This window comes from Burkholderia sp. FW306-1C-G01B (genome assembly GCF_058781685.1).
Genome location: NZ_JBYSWZ010000027.1, coordinates 52,867 through 75,872, shown reverse-complemented (window position 1 = coordinate 75,872; position 23,006 = coordinate 52,867). Strand labels below are relative to the sequence as shown.

4 protein-coding genes are annotated in these 23,006 nt (G+C 67.6%); all 4 read right to left on the bottom strand.

The window, feature by feature from the left end:
- Window positions 1-8,313 (bottom strand): amino acid adenylation domain-containing protein (locus AC3WLY_RS34725; RefSeq protein WP_492332755.1); only part of this gene is annotated, 8,313 nt, incomplete at its 3' end.
- A gap of 87 nt (window positions 8,314-8,400) precedes the next feature.
- Window positions 8,401-17,487, bottom strand: coding sequence for an amino acid adenylation domain-containing protein (locus AC3WLY_RS34720; protein ID WP_492310851.1), 9,087 nt, complete (start codon window positions 17,485-17,487; stop codon window positions 8,401-8,403).
- Window positions 17,484-21,398: an amino acid adenylation domain-containing protein gene (locus AC3WLY_RS34715; RefSeq protein ID WP_492310848.1), complete on the bottom strand. Its 3,915-nt coding sequence runs from the start codon at window positions 21,396-21,398 to the stop codon at window positions 17,484-17,486. Before AC3WLY_RS34715 ends, AC3WLY_RS34720 begins: the two co-directional genes overlap by 4 nt.
- A complete protein-coding gene (locus AC3WLY_RS34710) occupies window positions 21,386-23,002 on the bottom strand; it encodes an MBL fold metallo-hydrolase (protein ID WP_492310849.1) in 1,617 nt (538 codons plus the stop codon). Before AC3WLY_RS34710 ends, AC3WLY_RS34715 begins: the two co-directional genes overlap by 13 nt.
- Between the last annotated feature and the right edge of the window lie 4 nt (window positions 23,003-23,006).

The window sequence follows — 23,006 nt, the reverse complement described above, 5'->3', positions numbered from 1 at the left end:
CGCCGGCGCATCGGCGAGCCGGCCGGTCAGCTGGGCCGGGTCGTCGGCGAATCGTTCCAGCAACGCGCGGATGGTGTCCAGCATCTGCCGGACCACCTCGGGGGCGACGCGGTGCGCATCGTGCGCGATCTGGAAGCTGACGCGCGTATCCGGGTGTACGGTCAGGGTCAGCGGGTAATGCGCTTCCGCGAAGGCGCGGGTGTCGAGGATCTCGATGTCGTCGGGCCCGAGATCGGGGGCGGCGGCAACCGGGAAGTTCTCGAACACCAGCAGGCTGTCGAACAGGCTGTCGCGGGCGGGCAGTTCGCTCCACGACTGGATATCGACCAGCGAGCTGTACGAATGCGGCTCCATCGCCGTCTGGGCTGCGTGAACCGTCGCCAGCCATTCGATGAAGGGGCGTTCCGGCGCGATGCGCAAGCGAAACGGCAGCGTGTTGATGAACAGGCCCACGATCGACTCGACGCCGTCGAGCTGCGGCGGGCGACCGGACACGGTGACGCCGAAGACGACGTCGTCCGTCCCGGCGTGGCGCCGCAGCACCAACGCCCAGACCGCGCGGATCAGGACGTTGAGGGTGAGGCGATGGGTTCGCATGAGCGCTTGCAGCCGAGCGGTCAGGGCCTCGTCCAGCAGGAATTGCTGGGTCCTGCGTTTGTCGTGCCGTGCGGCATCGCCGGAGATCTGCCCGGCCGGATGGGCTGCGATCGGCGTGGCGGCATGAAACCCGGCCAGTTCGGCGCGCCACCAGGTTTCGTCGGCCGAACGAGGATGGCGCGCGAGCCAGTCGATGTACCTGCGGTATCCCGGCGCCGACGCTGCGACCGCAGGCACGCCGGTGCGGACGAGCGACAGGTAATCGGCGAACACTTCCTTCATCAGGGTGGCGGTGCTCCAGCCGTCGAGAATGATGTGGTGTGCGCTCCAGCAGAACCGATGGCGTGCCTCCGCTTCCTGAATCAGCGTGCAGCGGAACAACGGCGCCCGCTGCAAATCGAAGCCGCGCTGCCGGTCGTCGGCGAGGAATGCATCGAAGTCCTGCGCGCGGCGGGATGCATCGCGGTGTCGCCAGTCGAGGAACGTCCACGGCAGATCGACCGTGTGCCGGACGGTCTGGACGGGATGATCGCGATTGGCCCACGCGAACGCGGTACGCAGCACGGCATGGCGCGCGAGCGCATTGGCCCAGGCTTGCCGGAGCGCCGGCACCTGGAGCGGGCCGCTGACGACGAAGCTGAACTGCTGGAAATAGGCAGCGGGATCCAGCTCGTATAGCGAATGGAACAGAATGCCCTGCTGCAGGGACGAGAGCGGGTAGCTGTCTTCGAGGTCGTCCCACGCGGTGTCGGGAACCGACGCCGCGAAGTCGAGCAACCGGTCCTTGAAGTGCGCGGCCAGGTTTTCGACCGTCTGCCGCTGGTGGAGACGCTCGCCGTAGCGCCAGTCCACCTGAAGCCTGCCGTCGGAAACGGCGGCGACGATCTCGAACGCATGCGTGCGCAGGGCTCGCTCGGAGCGCAGCGAACCGAGGTCTTCGGCAGCCGGGCTCCAGCCATCGGATTGCTGCAGCACGGTATCGAGTTGTCCGTGATAGTTGAAGAGGATGTCGGCATTCGGCAGCGCGGCGAGGCTGTCACGCACGGCGTCGTCGGGGCCCAGGTAGCGGAGCAGCGAATATCCGAGGCCTTCGGCCGGAATCCGGCGCAACTGTTGCTGCGCGTCGCGCAACGCCTGCTCCGGCGTCTGCGTCGCGTCGACCTCGAGGACGATCGGATAGATGGAGGTGAACCAGCCCACCGTCCTGCTGACGTCGATCGGCGCATCGGACACGTGGCGGCCGTGACTTTCGACATCGATCCGGGTGCGCGCGTTGCCCGTGACCATGCTGCATGCTTGCGCGAGCGCGACGAGCAGGACGTTGTTGATGCGGGTGTCGTAGGCCCGCGGCAGCCGGCGCAGCAACGCCGCGGTTTCGGCTTCGTCCAGCTCGAATGAAACGGATGCCGCGTCGCCGACCGCGTTGTGGGCCGCGCCCGCGGCCGGATAATCGACCGGCATGGGCTCGACGTCCTGCGACAGGAGGGCTTGCCACAGTGGGGCTTCGTCGCCGATGGCAGGCGACCGGGCCAGTTGCTGCAGGTGCAGGGCCCATTCGCGGAACGAAGTCGTCTTCTCGGACAACGGCTGGCCGTGGTAGGCGGCATGCAGGTCCTCGAGGAGCACGCGCCATGACACGCCGTCCACCGCAAGGTGATGAATCGACACGAACAGGCGGGCGAGCGGCTCGTCGGCAAAGCAGAAAAGCCGGGCCGCCAGCAACGGGCCATGCGTGATGTCGATGCCGCGTTCCGCTTGCGCAGCGGCAGCGCGCATGGCCGCCATGCGCTCGCCGGCGTCGCCTGCTATCGCTTGCTTCGCAAAGAGCGCCGGCATCTCGCCAGCTGCGGCGACTTCTTGCGTCCAGCCGCCGGCGCTGCGCGAGAAACGCAGGCGCAACGCATCGTGATGTTCGTAGACTTGTCGGAACGCGTCGGCGAGCTTCGACGCGTCGATATCCGACGGCACCTGAATCAGGACCGTTTGATTGTAGTGCGACGGCGCATCGATCTCCTGTTCGAAGAACCAGTGCTGGACCGGGGTGAGCGGCGCATCGCCCAGCGGGCTGACGCTCGGCGCATGCGCTGCCCGTTCTTCAGGCGCGGCGGCCAGCTGGGCGACGGTCTGATACTGGAACAGTTGTTTCGTCGTCACGCGAAGTCCCGCCTGATTGGCGCGCGAGATCACCTGGATGCTCAGGATGGAGTCGCCTCCAAGTTCGAAGAAATTGTCGTGGATGCCGATGGACTGCAGTTGCAGCACGTCTTGCCAGATAGACGCCAGCAGGACTTCCCTGGGTGTGACGGCAGGCGCGTGCAACCGGGCCGCGTCGACCGTGTCCGCCGGGACGGGCAGCGCCTTGCGGTTGATCTTGCCGTTGGGCAGCATCGGCAGGGATTCGAGCGCGACGAACCTCGACGGCACCATGTAGTCCGCGAGCTTGCCGCTCAGATAGCCGCGCAGATCGGCGATGTCCGGCGATGCGGTCGCGACATAGGCGATCAGGTACGTCCGCGCGCCGTCGGTTTTCGCGATCACGACACAGTCGTCGACCGACGGATGCTCGCGCAGCGCGGCCTCGATTTCGCCGGGTTCGATGCGCAGGCCGCGCAGCTTGATCTGATGGTCGATGCGGCCGAGGAACTCGATGTTGCCGTCGGGCCGGTAGCGCGCGAGATCGCCGGTGCGATAGAGGCGTGCATGCGGGTCGTTGGAGAACGGATCGGCGATGAACTTCTCGGCGCTCAGTTCGGGCTCGCCGTGGTAGCCGCGGCCGACCGGCGTGCCGCCGATCAGCAGTTCGCCCGCCACGCCGACCGGCGTGGGCTGCAACTGCGCGTCCACGATATAGAGGCGGGTGTTGGCGATGGGCCGGCCGATCGGGACAATGCGGTGCGGGTCGTCGCGCCGGCATTCCCAGGCGGTCACGTCGACGGCAGCCTCGGTGGGGCCGTAGAGGTTGAACAGCGAAACGTCGAGGCGCGCGAAGCAACGCTGCTGCAGGTCGAACGGCAGGGCCTCGCCGCTGCACACGACGCGGCGCAGCGACGTGCAGTGCGCGTCGAGGTCCGGATGGTCGAGAAAGGCGCGCAGCATCGACGGCACGAAATGGATCGTGGTGATCCGTTCGCGCTCGATGAGTTCGACCAGGTAGTCGGTCTCGCGCTGGCCGCCGGGGCGGGCGAACACGAGGCGCGCGCCGGTGATGAGCGGCCAGAAGAATTCCCAGACCGAGACGTCGAAGCTGAACGGGGTTTTCTGCAGCACGGCATCGTCGGCGTCGAGCGCGTAGGCGTGCTGCATCCAGAGGATGCGGTTGGTGATCGCGCGATGGGTGTTGAGCGCGCCCTTGGGCCGGCCGGTCGAACCGGAGGTGTAGATCATGTAGGCGAGGTTGTCGCCGTTCAGCGCAGGCGCGGGGTTGGACGCGGGCGCGGCGTCGAGCTCGAGCGCGTCGCGATCGACGACGATCACGCGGGCGTCGGTGTCGGGCAGCGCGTCAAGCAGATGCTGCTGGGTGAGGAGCCAGCGCAACTGCGCGTTGTCGATCATGAAGCGCACGCGTTCGGCGGGGTAGTCGGGATCGACGGGGACGTAAGCGCCGCCGGCCTTGAGGATGGCGAGCAGCGCGACGATCATGTCGAGCGAACGCTCCATCGCCACGCCGACGAGAGCATCGGGAACGACACCGAGTTCGATGAGGCGATGGGCAAGGCGGTTGGCGCGCAGGTTGAGTTCGGCGTAGGTGAGCGAGGCGTCGTCGCAGACGGCGGCGACGGCATCGGGCGTGCGCTCGACCTGTTGTTCGAACAGCCGATGCAGCGGCTGCGTGGCGTTGGCGCCGAAATCCGTTTCGGTCCGGTTCCACTCGACAGTCAGCAGGTTCCGCTCCGCATCGCGCGACAACGAAAGCTCGCTGAGCGGCCGGTTCGGATCGGCGACCACGGCATCGACGAGCGTGCGGAAGTGTTCCGCCATGCGATCGATCGTGGCGGCGTCGAACAGGTCGAGGTTGTATTCCAGCGAGCCCGCGAGGCCGTGGTCGGCATCCTGGATATGCAGCGTGAGGTCGAACTTGGCGGTGTGGGTCTCCACCGACACAGGCGTTGCCACGAGACCGGGGAAGTTCACCGCATCGGGTTGCGCTTTTTCATACGCGAACACGGCCTGGAAAACCGGCGTGCGGCTCAGGTTGCGTTCGAGCTTGAGCGAGTCCACCACCTGCTCGAACGGAATCTCCTGGCGGCTGTAGCCGTCCAGCGCGACGCGCTTCACGCGCGCCAGCAGTTCGCCGAAGGTCGGATTGCCCGACAGATCCACGCGCAGCGCGAGCATGTTCGCGAAGAAGCCGATCAGCGGCTCGGTCATGCTGGAACGCCGATTGGCGATCGGGGAGCCGATGACGAGGTCTTGCTGGTTGCTGTACCGCGAAAGGAGCAGCGCATACGCGGCGAGCACGACCATGAACGTGCTGGTGCCGGACGCACGCGCGATCGCGCGCAGGCCGTCCGTGCGTTCGCCGTTCAACTGGAACGGCAGAACCGCGCCGTGAAAACGCTGGATGGCGGGCCGGGGGCGATCGGTGGGCAGTTCGATCAGGTCCGGCGCGTCAGCCAGCGCCGCGCTCACGAGCGCCAGTTCCCGATGCGTGTCGGCCGACGCCAGGCGTTCGTGCTGCCAGGCGGCGTAGTCCGCGTACTGGACGGCCAGTTCCGGCAGAGGCTGGCCGGCATAGAGCGCGGCCAGTTCGCCGATGAGGATGCCTGACGACCATGCATCGGAAATGATGTGATGCATCGTGATGCCGAAGACGTGCAGGCGCTCATGCACGCGATACAGCACGACACGATAGAGCGGCCCGGCGGCGAGATCGAATGGGCGGTCGGCTTCCTCGGCGAGCAGCGCGAGCGTGTCGGACTCGGTGTCGACGTCGACGACGTCGAGCGCGACCGGCGCCGGCGGGGCGATGCGTTGAACCCCGCGGCCGTCGACCGTGGGAAACGTGGTGCGCAGGATCTCGTGACGCCGGCTGATTTCGGACACGGCGGCCCGCAGGCGCGCGATGTCCAGATCGCCGTCGAAACGCAGCGCGCTCGAGATGTTATAGGTGGCCGACGGGCCTTCCAGTTGCGCGAGGAACCACAGGCGCTGCTGCGCAAAGGACAGCGGCAGGTCGTTCGCGCGCGAGCGGGGCAGGATGTTGCCGGCCGTCGAACCGGTCCGGTGCGACGACGCTTCGATCAGGTCGGACACCGCGCTGATGGTCTGGAGTTCGAAGATCGCGTCGATGCCGATTTCGACGGAGAAACTGCCCCAGATCCGCGAGACGAGCTGCATGGCCTGCAGCGAATCCCCGCCGTAGTCGAAGAAGCGGCCGGTGAGATCGACGGCCGGATTGTCGAGCACTTCGCGCCAGATGCGCACCAGTTCGAGCTGGATCGGCGTGGCGTCGAGACTGGCGGCGTCGAGACTGGCGGCGGCAGGCTCCAGGGCCAGGAGCGCCGGGCGATCCAGCTTGCCGTTGGCGTTCAGCGGAAATTCGGCGATCGGGACGATGTCGGACGGGACCATGTAGTCCGGCAGTTTCCCGGCCAGATAGGCCCTGAGGTCCGGCACGCTCAGGCTCGCGGAACCCTTGACGTAGGCCGCCAGCTTGCGCACCCCGTGGGCCGATTCGCGCAGCATGACCGCCGCGCCGACGACATCCTCATGCGCGGCGATCGCGGCCTCGATCTCGCCGAGTTCGACGCGGTGCCCGCGGATCTTGACCTGATCGTCGACGCGTCCATAGCACTGGATCTGTCCGTCGGGCAGCCAGCGGCCGATGTCGCCGGTGCGATAGAGGCGCGCTTCGCCGGTGAACGGATGCTCGACGAATTTCGCGGCGGTGACGTCGGGCCGCTGGTGGTAGCCGCGCGCGAGGCCGTCGCCGGCGATGCAGATTTCCCCCGGCACGCCGATCGGGACCGGCCGCAGCGCTTCGTCGAGCATGTACACGCGAGTGTTGGCAATGGGCCGGCCGATCAGCACCGTGGACGGCGCGTCCTCGACGCGCTCGACGATGCAGCCGACCGTCGCCTCGGTGGGACCGTATTCGTTGTAGATTTCGATCGCGGGATCGATCTTCCGCAGCGTGGCGATGTGCTGGGGCGTCAGTTCCTCGCCGCCGACGATCACCTTGCGCACGCCGGAGCGTGCCAGGTTCATGTATTCCAGCAGGTGAATGTGGGTGGGCGTGAGCTTGAGGGTGTCGACGCCGCTGCCGGGCTGGAACATCCGGGCCAGGATGGTGTCGATGCTTTCCGACTGAGGATAGATGCGCAGCGATTTGCCGCGCACCAGCGGGCAGAAGATGTTGGTCAGCGTGAAATCGAAGCACAGCGAGCTGTACAGGCCGAAACTGCCGGTCGAGCTGTCCGGAAAGTAATACCCGGCGGCCCAGGCAATGTAGTGGGCCAGGTTCCGGTGTTCGAGCAGGCAGCCCTTCGGTCGGCCGGTCGAGCCGGACGTGTAGATCACGTAGGCCAGGTTCGCCGGCTCGGCGCGGCGCGGCGGATTGTCCGGCAGCGGCGTCCAGCCGGGAAGCTCCTGATCCAGCAGCAGCGTCGCGCCGGAGAATTCATACCACTGCGCCAGTTGACTCGACTGGGTCACCAGCAGCGACAGGCCGGTGTCGCCGAGGATGTGATTGATCCGTTCGGCCGGATACGCCGGATCCAGCGGAACGAACGCCGCCCCCGCCTTCAATATGCCGAGAATCGCGACGATCATCCATTCGGAACGGTCGAGCATGACGCCGACCAGCGATTCCGGGCCGACGCCGTAGTGGTTGACCAACTGATCCGCCAGACTGTTGGCCCGGGCGTTCAGGTCGGCGTAGGTCATCAGCGAGCTGTCGGTGACCAGGGCCGGCGCCGCCGGCGTGCGGGCGACCTGCGCCTCGAACATGTCGACGACCGTGAGGTGGCCGGGCCCGGCCGCCGCGGTTTCGTTGAAGGCGGCCAGCAGCCGGCGCTCTTCCGGCGGGCTCGATTCTATGTCGCCGACCGGCTTGTCGAGGTGTTCGAATGCCTCCAGCACCGCGCCGAGGCTGTTCGCGAAACCGTCGATGACGAACGGCTCGATGGCGTCGGTATGACGGAGCTCGATTTCGCCGCGCGCGAGCCGCAGGTGCAACTGCAGGTCGTCGTCCTGATCGGTCAGCGTGTGGTGCACCCGATCGTCCACCAGCGCGACTTTCGTGAGCTGCGCGAGATCCATGTCCTTTTCGTTGCGCACGAGCGTTTCCAGCGGGAAATGGTGCTCGGCATAGCTGTCTTCCACGATTCCCGCCACTCGCGACAGGTAGTCCTCGATGCGCTCCTCGGGACGGACCTCGATGATCAGCGGAACGGTGGCGGCCCGGGCCGGCGGATGCTCGGCAAGCCCCGGCGTTCCGAGCACCGTGACCGGAATCCGGAAGTATTTCCAGAGCAGGAACGCAATGCCCGCGGCCGTGACGGCGAACTCGGCAAGCTCGCCGTCGCCGATGCGCCGCAACAGGTTGAGCGACGCGGGCGTGAGCGGCACCGTGCGGGACAGCAGGCGACCCGGCTGCTGCACCGGGGCGTGCGCTGCGATCCGGTAGACGCCGGCGACCAGGGAAAGGCTTTCGCGCCAGAAGCGCGCGGTTTGCGCATAGCGATGGTCGGTGACCAGCACGTTATTGTCTTGCACAGGAAACTCCTTGAGACGTTTTGTTCACCTGAAACAACCCGAAGCGGCGCGCACGGCGCCCGCTGCTCGAACTCCGGCCGGCCCGCATCACGTCTTCTCCTCGAGCGCGTCGTCGGCCGTGACTTCGGGCGCGCGCTTCAGGCGCAGGCCGACCCGGACCCGGGCGCTGGCGGCGGGCGCGTCGCCGGGGAGCGGGATGCGATCGACCGGCGTGGTCGGATCGCGGCGGAAGACGTCGTGGATCGCGAGCAGCCGATCGCGCATCGCGGCGATGGTCGCGGGGCGGAACAGGCGGGTGTTGTAGATGAACTGGATAAGGTGCCTGCCTTCGCTTTCCACGATCTGGAAGGACAGGTCGAACTTGGCCGTGCTGTCCGTCTGCGAGATGTCCGTGATGTGCAGACCGGGCTGCGGCGCGGGTATCGAAACGTAGTTCGCTTGAATGTCGAAGATCGGGAAATGGCCCGCCGGGGTGCGGATCTTCAGGTCTTCCAGCAGCACATCGAACGGATAGGACGCATGCTCCAGCGCTTGCGTGGAGGCCTTCGCCACACCGTCGATCACCTCGGCGACGGTCGCGGATTTCCGCACCGGGACGCGCAGCACGACGGTGTTGAGGTACACCCCGATCTGCGATTCGAGCTGTTCGCTGTCGCGCCCGGCCGACACGCTGCCGATGACGATGTCCTCGCGCCCCGTGTAGCGGTGCATCAGCACGCAGAACGAGGCCAGGAGCACCGCGTAGAGCGACGTATGGTGAGCGCGGGCCAGCGTCGCGAGTCCCGCCGCCTGCGGCTCAGACAGTTCGACTTCGAGCGTCTGCCCGGCATGACCGAGCCGCTCGGGACGCGGGTAGTCCGATGCCAGTTGCAGGCGGGGCAGCGGCGGCGCCAGTTGCTCGAGCCAGTACGCGCGATGCGCGGCGGCACGCGCGCCTTCCAGGCTGGCGTTGTGCCACGCGGCGTAGTCGCGGTACTGGATCGAAAGCGGCGGCAGGTCGCGTCCCGCATAAAGCGCATGCAGGTCGTCGGTCAGCACGCGGATCGACCACGCATCCGATATCGCGTGGTGCATGTTCAGCAGCAGCAGGTGTTGCTCCGGCGAGAGCCGGACCAGCTTGACGCGAAAGAGCGGTCCCGACGCGAGATCGAACGGCTGCTCGCTTTCCGCGCGAATCAGCGCATCGATCGCTTGCGGGCCGGCATCGTCCGCCAGATCCATTTGCTCGACCCGGAATCCGGATGCGTCGCGAGTGAGGATGCGTTGCCGCAGTTCGCCTTCGATCATCGCAAACACCGTGCGCAGGCTCTCGTGGCGATCGACCAGCGCGTCGAACGCGCGGACGAGGCGCGCCGTATCCACCGCGCCGTCCAGTTGCAGCGCGCCTGCCATGTTGTACGTGGACGGATCCGCGCTGCGGCTGGCGAGCCAGATCCGCTTCTGTGCGCGAGACACCGCGTAGGACGGTTGCACGGCAAGCGCCGGGATGATCGCGCCGTCGCCGTCGCCGTCGGCGGGCGTGGCAGCCAGCTTCTGCGCGAGCGCTCGCGGCGACGGCGCATGGAAGATATCGGCGACCGCGACGTTCAGTTTCAGTTCGCGCCGGATCCGGCTGACCATCTGGATCGCCTTGAGGCTTTGGCCGCCATGCTCGAAGAAATCGTCGTCGACACCGTTCGGCCGGCGGCCGAGCACCTCGGCGAAGATGCGCAGCAGCGCCGCTTCAACAGGCGTCTGCGGTTCGGCCGGCACGCCGTCGGGGATGGACGCGGCATCCGGGAGCGGCAGCGCGGCGCGGTTGATCTTGCCGTTCGGCATGACGGGCAGCGCCGGCAGCAGCATCACGGTGTCGGGCACCATATGCGCCGGCAGCTTTTCGCGCAGTGCGTCGCGCAGGCCTTTGGGCGTCCAGCCGGTACCCGACGCGTAGCCGCACAGGGTCTTTTCCGGGCCCGACGTCTCGCGGGCGACCACGACGGCATTGGAGATGCCTGCGAGACCGGTCAGCGCGGCTTCGATTTCCCCGAGCTCGATGCGATACCCGCGGATCTTGACCTGGAAGTCGCGGCGGCCGAAGAAGTGGAGATTGCCGTCCGGCCCGAAGCAGCCGATGTCGCCGGTGCGATACAGGCGCGCGCCCGGTTCCGGACTGAACGGATCGTCGCGGAACACCGCCCGGGTGCGTGCTTCGTCGAACAGGTAGCCGCGTCCGACGCCGACGCCCCCGATGCAGATCTCGCCCTTGACGCCGGCCGGGCACGGATTCATGTCGGCATCCACGACGTAGAGGCGCAGGTTCTCGATCGGCCGGCCGATCGGAATCGCCGGCAGATCCGGCGCACGCTCCATGCGGTAATGCGCGACGGAGTCCGACGCCTCGGTCGGCCCATAGGCGTTGATGAGCCGGACCGCCGGATTCAGGCGGAACCAGGCTTGCGCGGCGGCGGGCTGCAGGGTTTCGCCGATCGTCAGCAGCGTTTCGAGGTGCGGGAAGGCCGGCGCCGCGTGCCGTTCCAGCTCGCCGAGAAAGGTCGCCAGATAGGACGGCACGAATTGCATCGCCGTGATGCGGTCGCGGTGCAGGCTGTCGATCAGGCGCGCGGGCTCGAGGATGACGGCATCGGGATAGATCACCGTCGTGCCGCCCGACGCCAGTGCCGCGAAGCACTGCCAGACCGAAATATCGGAGCAGTGCGAAGCGGTCTGGGCGACCGCGCTCTGCGCGCCGAGCCCGACCCTGCGCGCCATCGCGAGCACGTGATTGAGCATGCCGCGATGCTCGACCATCGCGCCCTTCGGTTGGCCGGTCGAACCCGACGTGAAGATCACGTAGGCGAGGTCCGCGGGCCGGCAGCGCGGCGTCGGCGCTCCCGTGTCGTGACGGACGGGCAGGCGGGCGGGATCGACCAGCGGGATCGACGCCAGCGCCGGCGGCGGCACGCAGTCCGTGGCGACGATGACCGTCGGCCGGGCCAGCGTCAGGATGGTCTCGACCCGCTGGGCCGGATAGGCGGGATCGACCGGAACATACGCCGCGCCGCACTTCCAGATGGCCAGGATCGTTTCCAGCATCAGCGGCGAGCGCGGCATCCAGACGGCGATCCGGTCGTCCGGCCGGATCGGCGCCGTCTGCAGCAGATGATCGGCGATCCGGTTGGCGCCTTCGACGAGGTCCCGATAGGTGCGAACCTCCATGCCGTGGCGGACCGCAATGCGCTCGGGGTGCGCGGCGGCGACGGCCTCGATCAGTTCGGCCAGCGTCCGGTCGGACGGAATCGGCGCGTGGGTATCGTTCCAGCCCAGCAGGATGGCGTCCCGCTCGGCGGCGGTGAGAAGCGCAACGCTGCGGTTCGGGCGATCTGCCGCGCCCGCCAGGCCGACGAGCAGGGTTTCGACATGGCGCAGCAGGCGGACGATCGTTTCGCGATCGAACCGGCCGTCGTCGTACAGCACCTGCAGCGACAGGCGCTTGCCCGGCGTCACGACCAGCGTCAGCGGGTAATTGTTCGGATCGGACACCTGGAAGTCGCCGATCCGCAGGCCGGGCAGCGCATCGGCCAGCGCTTCCTCGACCGGATAGTTCTGGAAGATGAGCAGGCTTTCGAAGAGCGGCACGCCGGGCGGCAGGCCGGCGAATTTCTGGATGTCGGCCAGCGGATAGTGCGCATATTCCTCCTGCTGCGCGAGATCCATCTGCAATTGCGCCAGCCACGCGGACGTCGGGCGCGCGTCGATGCGGACCCGCACCGGCAGCGTGTTGATGAACAGGCCGACCATCTCGTCCGACTCCGGCAGCGACGCCGGGCGACCGGAAACGATCGTGCCGAACACGACGTCCGCTTCGCCGCTATAGCGGCTCAGCAACTGCGCCCACGCGCCCTGCGCGAGCGTGTTGAGGGTGAGGCGATGGGTTTGCGCGAACGCGACGAGCCGTTGCGTGTCGCTTTCGGAGAGCAGCAGCGGCTCTTCCACATAGGCGCCCGGCGCGGCCGTGCCGTCGAGTTCGGGGCGACCCAGCACGAGCGGCGTCGTCGCCGGGAAATCCGCCAGCTTCGTCTTCCAGAAGCGTTCCGCCGCGGCGGCGTCCTGGCGCGCCAGCCAGCGCACGTAATCGGCGAAGGCGGGCGGCGCGGCCTGCTCCGTGGCGCCTTCGTCCGCCAGGTCCTGATAGGTGGCGGCCACTTCGCTCAGGAGTCGGGCTGAGCTCCACCCGTCGAGCAGGATGTGGTGATGGCTCCAATGGAAGCGCCATGCCCGATCTTCCACGCGGAACAGCGCGAGCCGCATCAGCGGTGCGCGGGTAAAGTCGAAGCCGCGCGCCCGGTCTTGCGCCACGTGGGCTTCCCAACGCTGCTCGGCCTCCACGGCGGACGCCGCGCGCAGATCCTCCTCGTGCCACGGCAAGTCGATACGGCGATGCACGACCTGCACGGGGCTTTCGATTTCTTCCCAGTGAAACGAGGTTCGCAAGATGTCGTGCCGGTGCGCCACGGTATCCCACGCGCTGCGGAACCGTTCGACGTCGAGCGCCCCGTCGATACGGAAATTCAGGCTGCTGAAATAGGCATCCGACGCGGGTTCGTACAGGCTGTGAAACAGCATGCCCTGCTGGGTCGGCGTCAGCGCGTAGACGTCGGCGATCTCGTCCGGCATGACCGAGGCCGGCGCCTGCGGCAGACCGGTCGCGGGCCGGGTCGATGCGGACTGGACGGCATGGTCGGCGACCAAAGATTCGAGCGCCGTGACGTAGGCTTGCGCGACGCGCCGGATGGTGTCCGTGTCGTGGCAGGCCCGGCTGAATTCCCACGCAACGTGCAGGCGGTTGCCGGTCACGTAGGCGTTGACGTCGAGCAGGTGCTCGCGCAGCTGGTTCGCATTGCGCCCGTCTCCGCTTGGCTCCGCGGCCTGTTTCCAGTCGCGTGCGGCGTTCAGCATCTGGTCGGTCTGACCCAGGTAGTTGAACAGCAGTCGAGGCTGCGGAACAGGGCCGTCGAGCCTGTCCTGCAGCAGACCGTAGGTGATGCCCGCGCTCGGGACGGCGCGCAGTTGCGTCTTGACCGACGCAACCAGGCGAGCCGGATCGTGCGGGCCGGCATCGACCGTCAGCACGACCGGGAAGACGGACGTAAACCAGCCCACCGTGCGCGAGATGTCGAGGTCTTCGATCAGTTCCTCGCGACCGTGCGCTTCGAGATCCAGCAGCACGTCGGCGCATCCGCTCCAGTCGCTGACGGCACGCGCGAGCGCGGCAAGCAGCACGTCGTTGATCTGCGCGTCGTAGGCGCGGGGCGCTGCGCCCAGCAGGGCCGCGGTGGCGGATTCGCCCAGTTCGACCACGATCGTTGCGGCGGACGACACGGTATTGGCGTCGGCCGACGCGGCGCGATCGAGCGGCAGGCCGGGCAGCGCGGAACGCGCCAGGGCGTTCCAATGGGCGATGTCGGCGTCGGCGGCGCCGGAGCCGGCCCAGTTCGAGATGGCACGCGTCCATGCGGTCCACGTCGCGCTGCCGCCAGCGAATTCGGGCGCCTTGCCGTTGCGCAGGCGGTTATAGGCGTCGTACACGGTTTCGAGCAGTGCGCCCCACGACACGCCGTCGACGACCAGATGATGGGCGACCAGCAGCAGACGCAGCGAACGGCCATCATCGAGGCGGAACAGGTCCGCGCGCACGACGGGGCCGTCCGACAGATTCAGGCTCGCATGAGCCTGCGCGACGTGCTGCGCGAGCTGATCGCGCCGGATCTCGAACACGCCGACGGGGATATCCGGATCGTCGACGACTTCCTGAATCCAGCCGGACTCGCCCGCACGAAAGCGCAGCCGCAGCGCGTCATGCCATTTGATCGCGTGCCGCAGCGCCTCGCGCAGCAACACCGGATCGAAGTCCGCCGGCACGTCGAGCAGGACCGCCTGGTTGTACTGGTCCGGGTCGTCCTTGCGCTGCGCGAAGAAATCCTTCTGGATGGGCGTCAGCGGCAGCGGGCCGGACGACGCGACGAACTCCGCCGCGCCGACCGTGCCGCGCGTAGCCACGGCGGCGAGCTCGGCGACCGTCGGATGCTGGAAGATGAGCCGGGTGGTGAGCTTCAGGCCCGCCTTGGCGGCCAGCGACACGATGCGCATGCTGAGAATCGAATCGCCGCCCAGCGCGAAGATGTTGTCGTGGATGCCGGGCGGCGCAATGCCCAGCGCTTCTCCCCAGATGCGGCACAGCAGCGTCTCGGTGGGCGTGCGGGGCAGCGTCGGCGCGTGTGCCGCGGCGGACAGCCGCGACCGGTCCAGCGGGGGCAGCGCCTTGCGGTCGATCTTGCCGTTGCCGCTCAAGGGCAGCGCGTCGAGCACCACGTAGATGCCGGGCACCATATAGTCCGGCAGCGTGGCGGACAACGCGGCGGCAATCTCGCCGTCGCTCAGCGACGCGCCGTCGCGGAACGCGACATACGCGCACAGCGCGGCGCGGCCGGTCTCGTCGCGATAGTCGAGCGCGGCCGCCTGGCGGATTTCCGGAATGGCGGCCAGCGCGTTGTCGATCTCCGCGAGCTCGATGCGGTAGCCGCGGATCTTCAGTTGGTGGTCCTTGCGGCCGTGGAGCACGATCGTTCCATCGGGGAGATAGCAGCCGATGTCGCCGGTGCGATACAGGCGGACACCGCGGTCCGGATGGAACGGATCCTCGACGAAAGCCTCCCGCGTAGCGGCTTCGTTGTTCAGATAGCCGCGGCCGACGGCGACGCCGGACACGTAAAGTTCGCCGGGAATCCCGATCGGGCACAGGTTCATCTGCGGGTCGACGACGTAGATGCGCACGTTGCGGATCGGCTTGCCGACCGGCACGTAAGGCGTGGTCGGCGCGCACGTCATGCGGTGCTGCGCGACGTCGTCGGACGCTTCCGCCGGGCCGTACGCGTTCACCATGGGGATGTCCGGGAACACGTCGAACCACTGTTTCACCAGCGCCGGGCTGACCATCTCGCCGGTGACGAGCAGGTGCCGCAGGTGCCGCATCAGCGCCGGCCGTTCCGATGCGCGGTCGAGCACGGCGGACAGATAGGACGGCACCAGTTCGACGATGCTGATCCGGGTGGCTTCCAGGGTCGTGACGAAACTTGCGGGATCGCGAATGCATTCGTCGTCGACGATCACGGTCCTGCCGCCGACGAGCGGCGCCGTGAAGAATTGCCAGACCGAAATATCGAAGCAATGCGGCGCGGTTTGCGCGATCACCGACGACGCCGAGATCGAAAATTCGTCGATCTCGGCGAGCATGTGGTTCAGCATGCCGGCGTGCTCGACCATCGCCCCTTTGGGCTTGCCGGTGGAGCCGGACGTATAGATCACGTAGGCGAGGCTGTCGGGCGATACGGGGCGGCCGGGATTGGTGTCGTCGACGATATCGGTGGCGGCGTCGAGCGACACGACCGGCGCGAGCGCGGCCAGCTCGGGAGGAAGCAGGCCGTCGCAGGTAATCACGAGGGCGGCGCCGGAATCCTCGAGAATGGTGCGGATGCGGCCCGCCGGATAGTTGGGGTCGATCGGAATATAGGCGGCGCCGCACTTCCACACGGCGAGGATCGCCTCCATCAGGCGCGCCGACCGGTGCATGCAGATCGCGACCAGCGTGTCCGGCCCCAGCTCGGCGGCGCCCAGCAGGCGGTGGGCGGTGCGGTTGGCGCGCGCGTTCAGTTCGCCCGCGCTCAGGACGTCATCCCGGTACTCGACCGCGGGCCGCTCGGGGTGGTCCGCGGCGGCCTGCTCCAGGCGATGCACCACGGTGCGCGCGGCGTCGAACGGCACGGCGGTGTCGTTGAAGGTCTCCAGCAACTGCCGGCGTTCGGCCTCGGGCAGGATCGGCAGGCGGCCGAGCAGCCGGTTCGGATCGGCCGCGAAGGCGTCGAGCGTCGCGGCCACGTGGCCCAGCATCCGCTGCATGGTGTCTTCATCGAAGCGCCGCGGGTCGAACGACAGTTCCATCTTCCAGTCGTCGCGCGCCGTCACCACGAATTCGAGCGGAATGTCGGCGCGGTTGTACAGCAGCACCTCGTCGACCGCCAGCCCGTGCGCGCCATGCGTCAGCGACGCGTCGAGCGGGTAATTCATGAACGTGATGTTGCTCTCGAACAGCGGCGTCGTCAGCGGCACTTCGCTGCAGCGCTGAATGTCGGGCAACGGGGTGTGCTCGAACTGCGCGCGGGCAGCCACGCGCGCCTGGATCATCTTCAGCCACGGCACCAGCGGCTGCCGCGGGTCGACCCGCACCCGCACCGGAACCGTATTGATGAACAGGCCGAGCATGGTTTCGATCCCCGGCAGATTGGCGCCCCGTCCGGACACGACCGCGCCGAACACCACGTCGGTCTCCCCGCTGTAACGCGACAGCACGAGCGCCCAGGCCGCTTGCGCGAGGGTATTGAGGGTGACGTGATGCCGGGCCGCGAATTGCCGCAGGCGTGCGCTCAGGTCGGCCGACAGGTCGGCCTGCACTTGCGCGAGACCCTGGCCGAAGCGCTCGCCCGCTTCCGCGCGCGCGGCCGTGGGCAGCGGGGTCGGCGAGTGGAAACCTTCGAGATAGCGTGTCCAGTACTGCTGCGCGGCTTGCGGCTCGCGCTGCTGCAGCCACTGGATATAGTCGCGATAGGGGCGCACCGCGGGGAGCGCCGGCGGCACGCCGCGCGCGAGCGCGCCATAGACCTGGAAGATCTCCTCGATGACGAGCGACAGGCACCAGCCGTCGGCAAGGATGTGATGGTGGCTCCAGCTGAACAGGTATGCGTCAGCGGCGACGCGCACCAGGCGACAGCGCACGAGCGGCGCGCGATCCAGCGCGAAGCCCTCGGCCAGGTCGTTTTCGAGATGCGCGCGCCACCGCGTGCGCTGTTCGTGTTCCGGCAGGTCGCGCCAGTCGTCCTGCACCCACGGCAGCGTGGCGTGCGCGTGCACGACCTGCATGGGCTTGTCGAATTCCTCCCAATGGAACGACGTGCGCATCACCGGATGCCGATCGATGAGCTGCTGCCATGCGGCATGAAACAGCGCGGGATCGAGGCTGCCGGTGATCCGGCAACCGAGCTGGTTGAAGCTGCTTCTCGTGCCGGGCGAGTGCACGGCATGAAAGAGCATCGCCTCCTGCATCGGGGAGAGCTCGTAGATATCGGCGATGGTGGGGGATGTCACGATTTGATCCTTGAGACAAGGGCGTCCAGCGCTTCCTGGCTGATGCGCGCGGCCGGGAAGTCCGACGGGCTCAGCCCGCGCGGGCCGTCGCCGCTGGCCGCGACGATCGACAGCAGACGGCTGCGGTAGCACTGCGTCAGCTGCTCGATGACGCCAGGCGCGCAGGCCTCGCGGTTGTAGTGCCAGGTCAGGTGCAGACGGCCGTCGAACACCATCCCGTCGATCTCGAACAGATGGCCGCGACGCGCGCGCGGGCTGTGCTCGGGACTCTGGAAGTCGAGCACCGGTTTCCAGCCCGTGTCGTCGGCCAGCACGCGATCGACCTGGCCGAGATAGTTGAAGCGCACCGGCGCCGGCGGCTGCCGTTCCAGCGCCGCCGCGATGCCTTCGTCGTTGCCGAGGTAGCGGGCGATGCCGTAGCCGAGCCCGCGCATCGGCACCGCGCGCAGTTGCTCCTTGACGTGGCGCAGCGCCTCGACCGCCACGGTGGCGTCGCCGGCGTTCAGGAACACCGGATAGTGCGCGGTGAACCAGCCGATCGTGCGTGACGTATCGACGCCGTCGAAGAGGTCCTCGCGGCCGTGGCCTTCGAGATCGACGACCAGCGACGCGTTGCCGGTCCAGTCGCCGAACGCGAGCAGCAGGGCCGTCAGCAGGACTTCGTTGATCTGGGTATTGAACGTGCGCGGCACGTCCTGCAACAGCGCGAGCGTTTGCTGCGCGTCGAACTCGATGACCGCCGTGCCGGCTTCGGCGACGGTGCCGACCGGCATGTCGTCGAAGCACGCGTGCTCGTCGGCGTGCTCCCGGAGCCAGTAGCCCAGCTCGTCGAGCGCGGTCGCGCCGAGTTCGGACAGACGCGCCGACCAGTCGCGCCAGGCCGTCGTCCTGGCCGGGAGCTGCACCGCTTCGCCCGCTTCGAGCTGGCGACACGCGGTGTACAGGTCTTCGAACAGGATGCGCCACGAGACGCCGTCGATCACCAGATGGTGCGCCACCACGAGCAGGCGTTGCGGTTCGTCGGGGCCGAACTGGAACAGGTGAGCGCGCAGCAGCGGCGCCACGGACAACGTGAAGCTTTCCTGCATGCGGGTGGCCGTCGCGAGCATCTCGGCCTGCCGTGCGGCGGGCGCCGCGTCCGCCAGCGACGTGACGCCGAGCGGAATCGCCAGCGGCGGCGCCGCATGCGATTGCTGCCACACGCCGGCGATGCGCTCGAAACTCAGCCGCAGCGCGTCGTGATGCGTCGCGACGGCTGCCAGCGCGCGCTCGATCACGTCCGGCCGCAGCGACGCGGGCACCTCGATCATCGTCGACTGGTTGTAGTGGTGCGGATCCGCCACGTCCTGCGCGAAGAACCAATGCTGGATCGGCGTCAGCGGGGCGGGGCCGACCACCGGCTCCTGCGGAATCCGGATCGACGGCGCCTCCACCGCAACCTGCGCCAGCTCGGCGATGGTCGGATGCGCGAAAAACTGGTCGGCGGTGAATTTGATGCCGATTTGCTGGGCCAGCGACATCACCTGGATGAGCAGGATCGAGTCGCCGCCCAGTTCGAAGAAATTGTCGTGCACGCCGATCGGCTCGCGGCCCAGCACCTCGGACCAGATCTTGCCCAGGCGCGCTTCGACGTCATTGGTCGGCGCGGCGTACGCGGTTTCGCCCGGCACAGGCGCCAGTTCCAGCGCGGCGAGCGCCTTGCGGTCGGGCTTGCCGTTCGGCGTCAGCGGCAGGCGTTCGAGCGTCACGATCGACGCCGGCAGCATGAACTCGGGCAGGCGTTCCTTCAGGTGTTCCCGCAGGCTGGCGACGCTGGCCGTCGCCGTCGCGACGCAGGCCACCAGCTGCTTGTGCTGCGGCGCGTCCTCGCGCACGAACACGATCGCGTCGGCGACGTCGGCGTGCTGCCTGAGCGCCGCTTCGATTTCGCCCATTTCGATGCGATAGCCGCGAATCTTCACTTGCGTGTCGCGGCGCCCGGTGACTTCCAGGTTGCCGTCCGGCAGCCAGACGCCGAGGTCGCCGGTGCGATAGAGGCGCTCGCCCGCCTCGAACGGGTGGTCGACGAAAGCGGCGGCCGTCAGGTCGTCCCGGCCGAGATAGCCGCGAGCCAGTGCGGTGCCGGACACGCAGATCTCGCCCGTGCAGCCCTCGGGGGCCAGCGCCCCGTGCTCGTCGAGCAGGTACAGGTGCGTATTGTGGATCGGGCGGCCTACCGGCAGGCGGGCGCCGTAGGCGGTTGCCGGGTCGACCACGTAGTCCGCGATGCACACGGTTGCCTCGGTGGGGCCGTACGAGTTATGGCACGTGCGGGTCCGGGCCAGTTCGCGCAGATCCGCCGCGCGGGCGTTGTCGCCTGCGCTGATGACCCGTTTCACGGCGCCGAGCGCGGTCCAGTCGAGCGCGGCGAGATAGGCAGGCGTCGCGTTGACGGTGGTGACGCCCTGCTGCGCGATATATTCGACGAAACGCGGCACGTCCCGGATCACGGCAGGCTTCGCCAGTACCAGGCGCGCGCCCGCGAGCAGCGTGACGAAAATCTCCATGATCGAGCCGTCGAAGCCCGGCGAGTAGAACTGCACGAACCGGTCGGCGGCATCGAAACCGAAGGCGTCCACATGGTACTGCGCCATGTTCAGGAGCCCTGCGTGTTCGAGCACGACGCCCTTGGGCACGCCCGTGGAGCCGGACGTGTAGATGATGTACGCCGCATCGTCCGGCCGGACCTCGACCTGCGCCGCCGCAGCTGCAGGCGCCAGCGTGTCGAGCTGGAAGTCGAGGGCGAACATCGGGATCGCCCAGAAATCGGCGAGCAACGGCAGGTGTTCCGAGTGCGTCAGCAGCGCCTTGACCTTCGCGTCCTCGATCATGAAGCGCAGCCGCTCCCGCGGAAACTCCGGGTCGAGCGGCAGATACACCGCGCCCGCCTTGAGGGCGCCGAGCATGCCGACGATCCAGCGCTCGGAACGGTCGGCCACCACGCCCACCACGTCGCCGCGTTCGATCGCGTATTCCGCGAGCAGGAAGCTCGCCAGCCGGGACGCCTGGTCGTCCAGTTCGGCATAGGTCAGCGATGCATCGGCGGTCACCACGGCGATGTCGTCCGGCGCGGCCGCGACCCGTTGCGCGAACTGCTCCAGGAAGGTTCCATGTACCGCGACGGGCGCCGCATGCGAACGAAGGCGCGCGCGTTCGTCGTCGTCGAGCAGCGAGACGGCGTCGAGCTGAGCGTCCAGCGTGCCGAAGCCGGCCAGCACGTTGCGCAGGTGTCGCGCGACATGCTGCAGATAATGCAGCGTGAACACCGTCGGCCGGCCCGTCAGCACGATCTCGTAGCGCTCGCGATGGCGGATCTCGATCGACAGGTCGTAGTCGGCCGACGCCCAGGCTTCGTGCAGACCGTCGAAGCGCACGCCGACGTTGGTCGTGCGCCGCTCGCCATGCAGCTTGTGCGCGAGGGCGGCGATCGGAAAATCCTGATACGAATAGCTGCGCTGCACCCTGTCGCGCATCTGGTTCAGATACGCGCGAACCGTGGGGCCGGGCTCGATGGCGTCGAACAGCGGGACGCGATCGGCGGAACCGCTCGCGGGTTCGGCGATCAGGCGCGGCGTATCCAGGAACAGGCCGGCCGCGCCGTTGTAGTGCCCCAGCACACGGAACAGCGCCGCCAGCAGTACGACGAACGCGCCCAGCTGGTTGCCGGCGGCGAGCTTCTCCAGCACCTGCGCCGCGTCGCGGTCGAGCTCGAACGTCAGTTCCGGTGCGGGGCCGAGCGGCAGCGCATACGCCTGCCACGCCTGCTGAAGGCGGAAGTCTTCGTCGATGCGGCCGAGCGTATCGCTCCAGAACGCCATGTGTTCCTGGTATTGCCCGCTGGTCGAGAGCGTGTTGAGATTCAGTTCTGACAAAGCACGATCTCCCTCGTCGCGTACAGGATTTCGGAAGCGATGCCCTTGGCCGTGCAGTGCGCGACGAACTGGGTGGACTGGATATGGCTGGGCGAGTTTTCGTCGAAGGTGTTGTCGAGGAGGTGGTTCAGCCACGGCTCCTGACCCATCGCATAGACATACGCCGCGTTGAACGCGAAGTCGTCCACCAGCGCGGCGGCCTCGCGGAACTGGCAGCCCCGCGCCCGCCGCGACTGATCGATGTCGCGCGGCAGCGCGTTGGGAAACAGCGGGCCATAGACCCAGGACGGCGGCGCGCCCTCGGTTTCCATCCCGACGAACAGCGTGTCCGGCTTGCCGGCGAGGCGGAAGACATGCTCGTAAAGGGCGGGGTCCAGGTTGCACGAATCGGCGATGCACAGCACCGAGCGCGTGCCGAAGCGGATCATGAAGCTCTGCTTGCTCTGGATCGCCAGGTCGTTGTGTTCGCCCAGGAACGGAATGGCGGTGATGGCCCCGTTGGGCACCTTGATTTCCTGAGCATCCCGAACTTCCAGCACGTCTTCGAAGCCGAGCTTGCGCAACGCCAGTTCCAGTGACGGATCTTGCGGAAAGCCGTCGAGATTCCTGCCGACCACCACGGTCTTGACCTTGTGGCGAAGCTGCAGCAGCGTTTCGAGCACGATGTGATCGTGATGGCTGTGCGTGATCAGCACGTAGTCGATCTGGTCCGGCAGGTCGGCGAAGGTATAGCGCGGCAGCGCGGTGTCGTAGCCGTAGCTGATCACCGGATCGATCAGGATGCTCACGCCCCGGCTCTGGACCAGCAGGCACGCGTGGCCGTAGTAACGGATGCGGATGTCGTCGCCGTCGAACGAACGATCCGGTTTCGGTTCCGGCGCCTCTTCGACGAAGAACGAGCGGAACAGCGGCTCGTCCTTCTCCTCCACGCGCATCAGGTCGACGATTTTCGCGTAGCTGCCGGGCGTGTCGCGCATGCGGAACAGCGCGTCGAGCGCGCGATCGTCGAAGGCCATGTTGCTGAACAGCGTGCGCTCGTCGCTGAGCCGGGGCGTGCTGAGAATGAATGGCCGGGGCGTGTTCTCCTCGATCGCCGACAGCGCGATGCTCTGCGCATCGCGCGCATAGAGCGGGCTCGCGTACAGCAGGCTTTCGAACACCCGGAAGGACGGGTTGTGGTTCAGGTCGTAGTAGATCTCGACATAGCCTTTCAACACCTCCGGAATCTCGGGGTAGAGCGGGTCCGAAGCCATTCCCTTGGCTCGTTCCAGCAGCAGCGTGGAGAACGCCTTGTAGGCTTTCGCCAGTTCCAGTTGCAGGGTCGCGCGCCGGGTGGTCTGCTCGATCAGCGCGCGGATTTCGTCGACGCGCTTGCCGCCCAGGTCGAGGAACGGGCCGCCGCGCATCGCCGGATCCTTGCAGGCCGCCGCATGCATCATCGGCGATGCGGCATAGGACTTCAGCAGCGGCAGGAACCGCTCGGCCACGTTGAGGGCGGCGGTCAACGGCGGAAGCGTGTGAAACCACGCGTACCAGCCGTTGATCAGCGGTTCGAACTGGATGTTTTGTCGCAGGTAGACCTGCGTGTTGGACGAAATAGTCAACGAA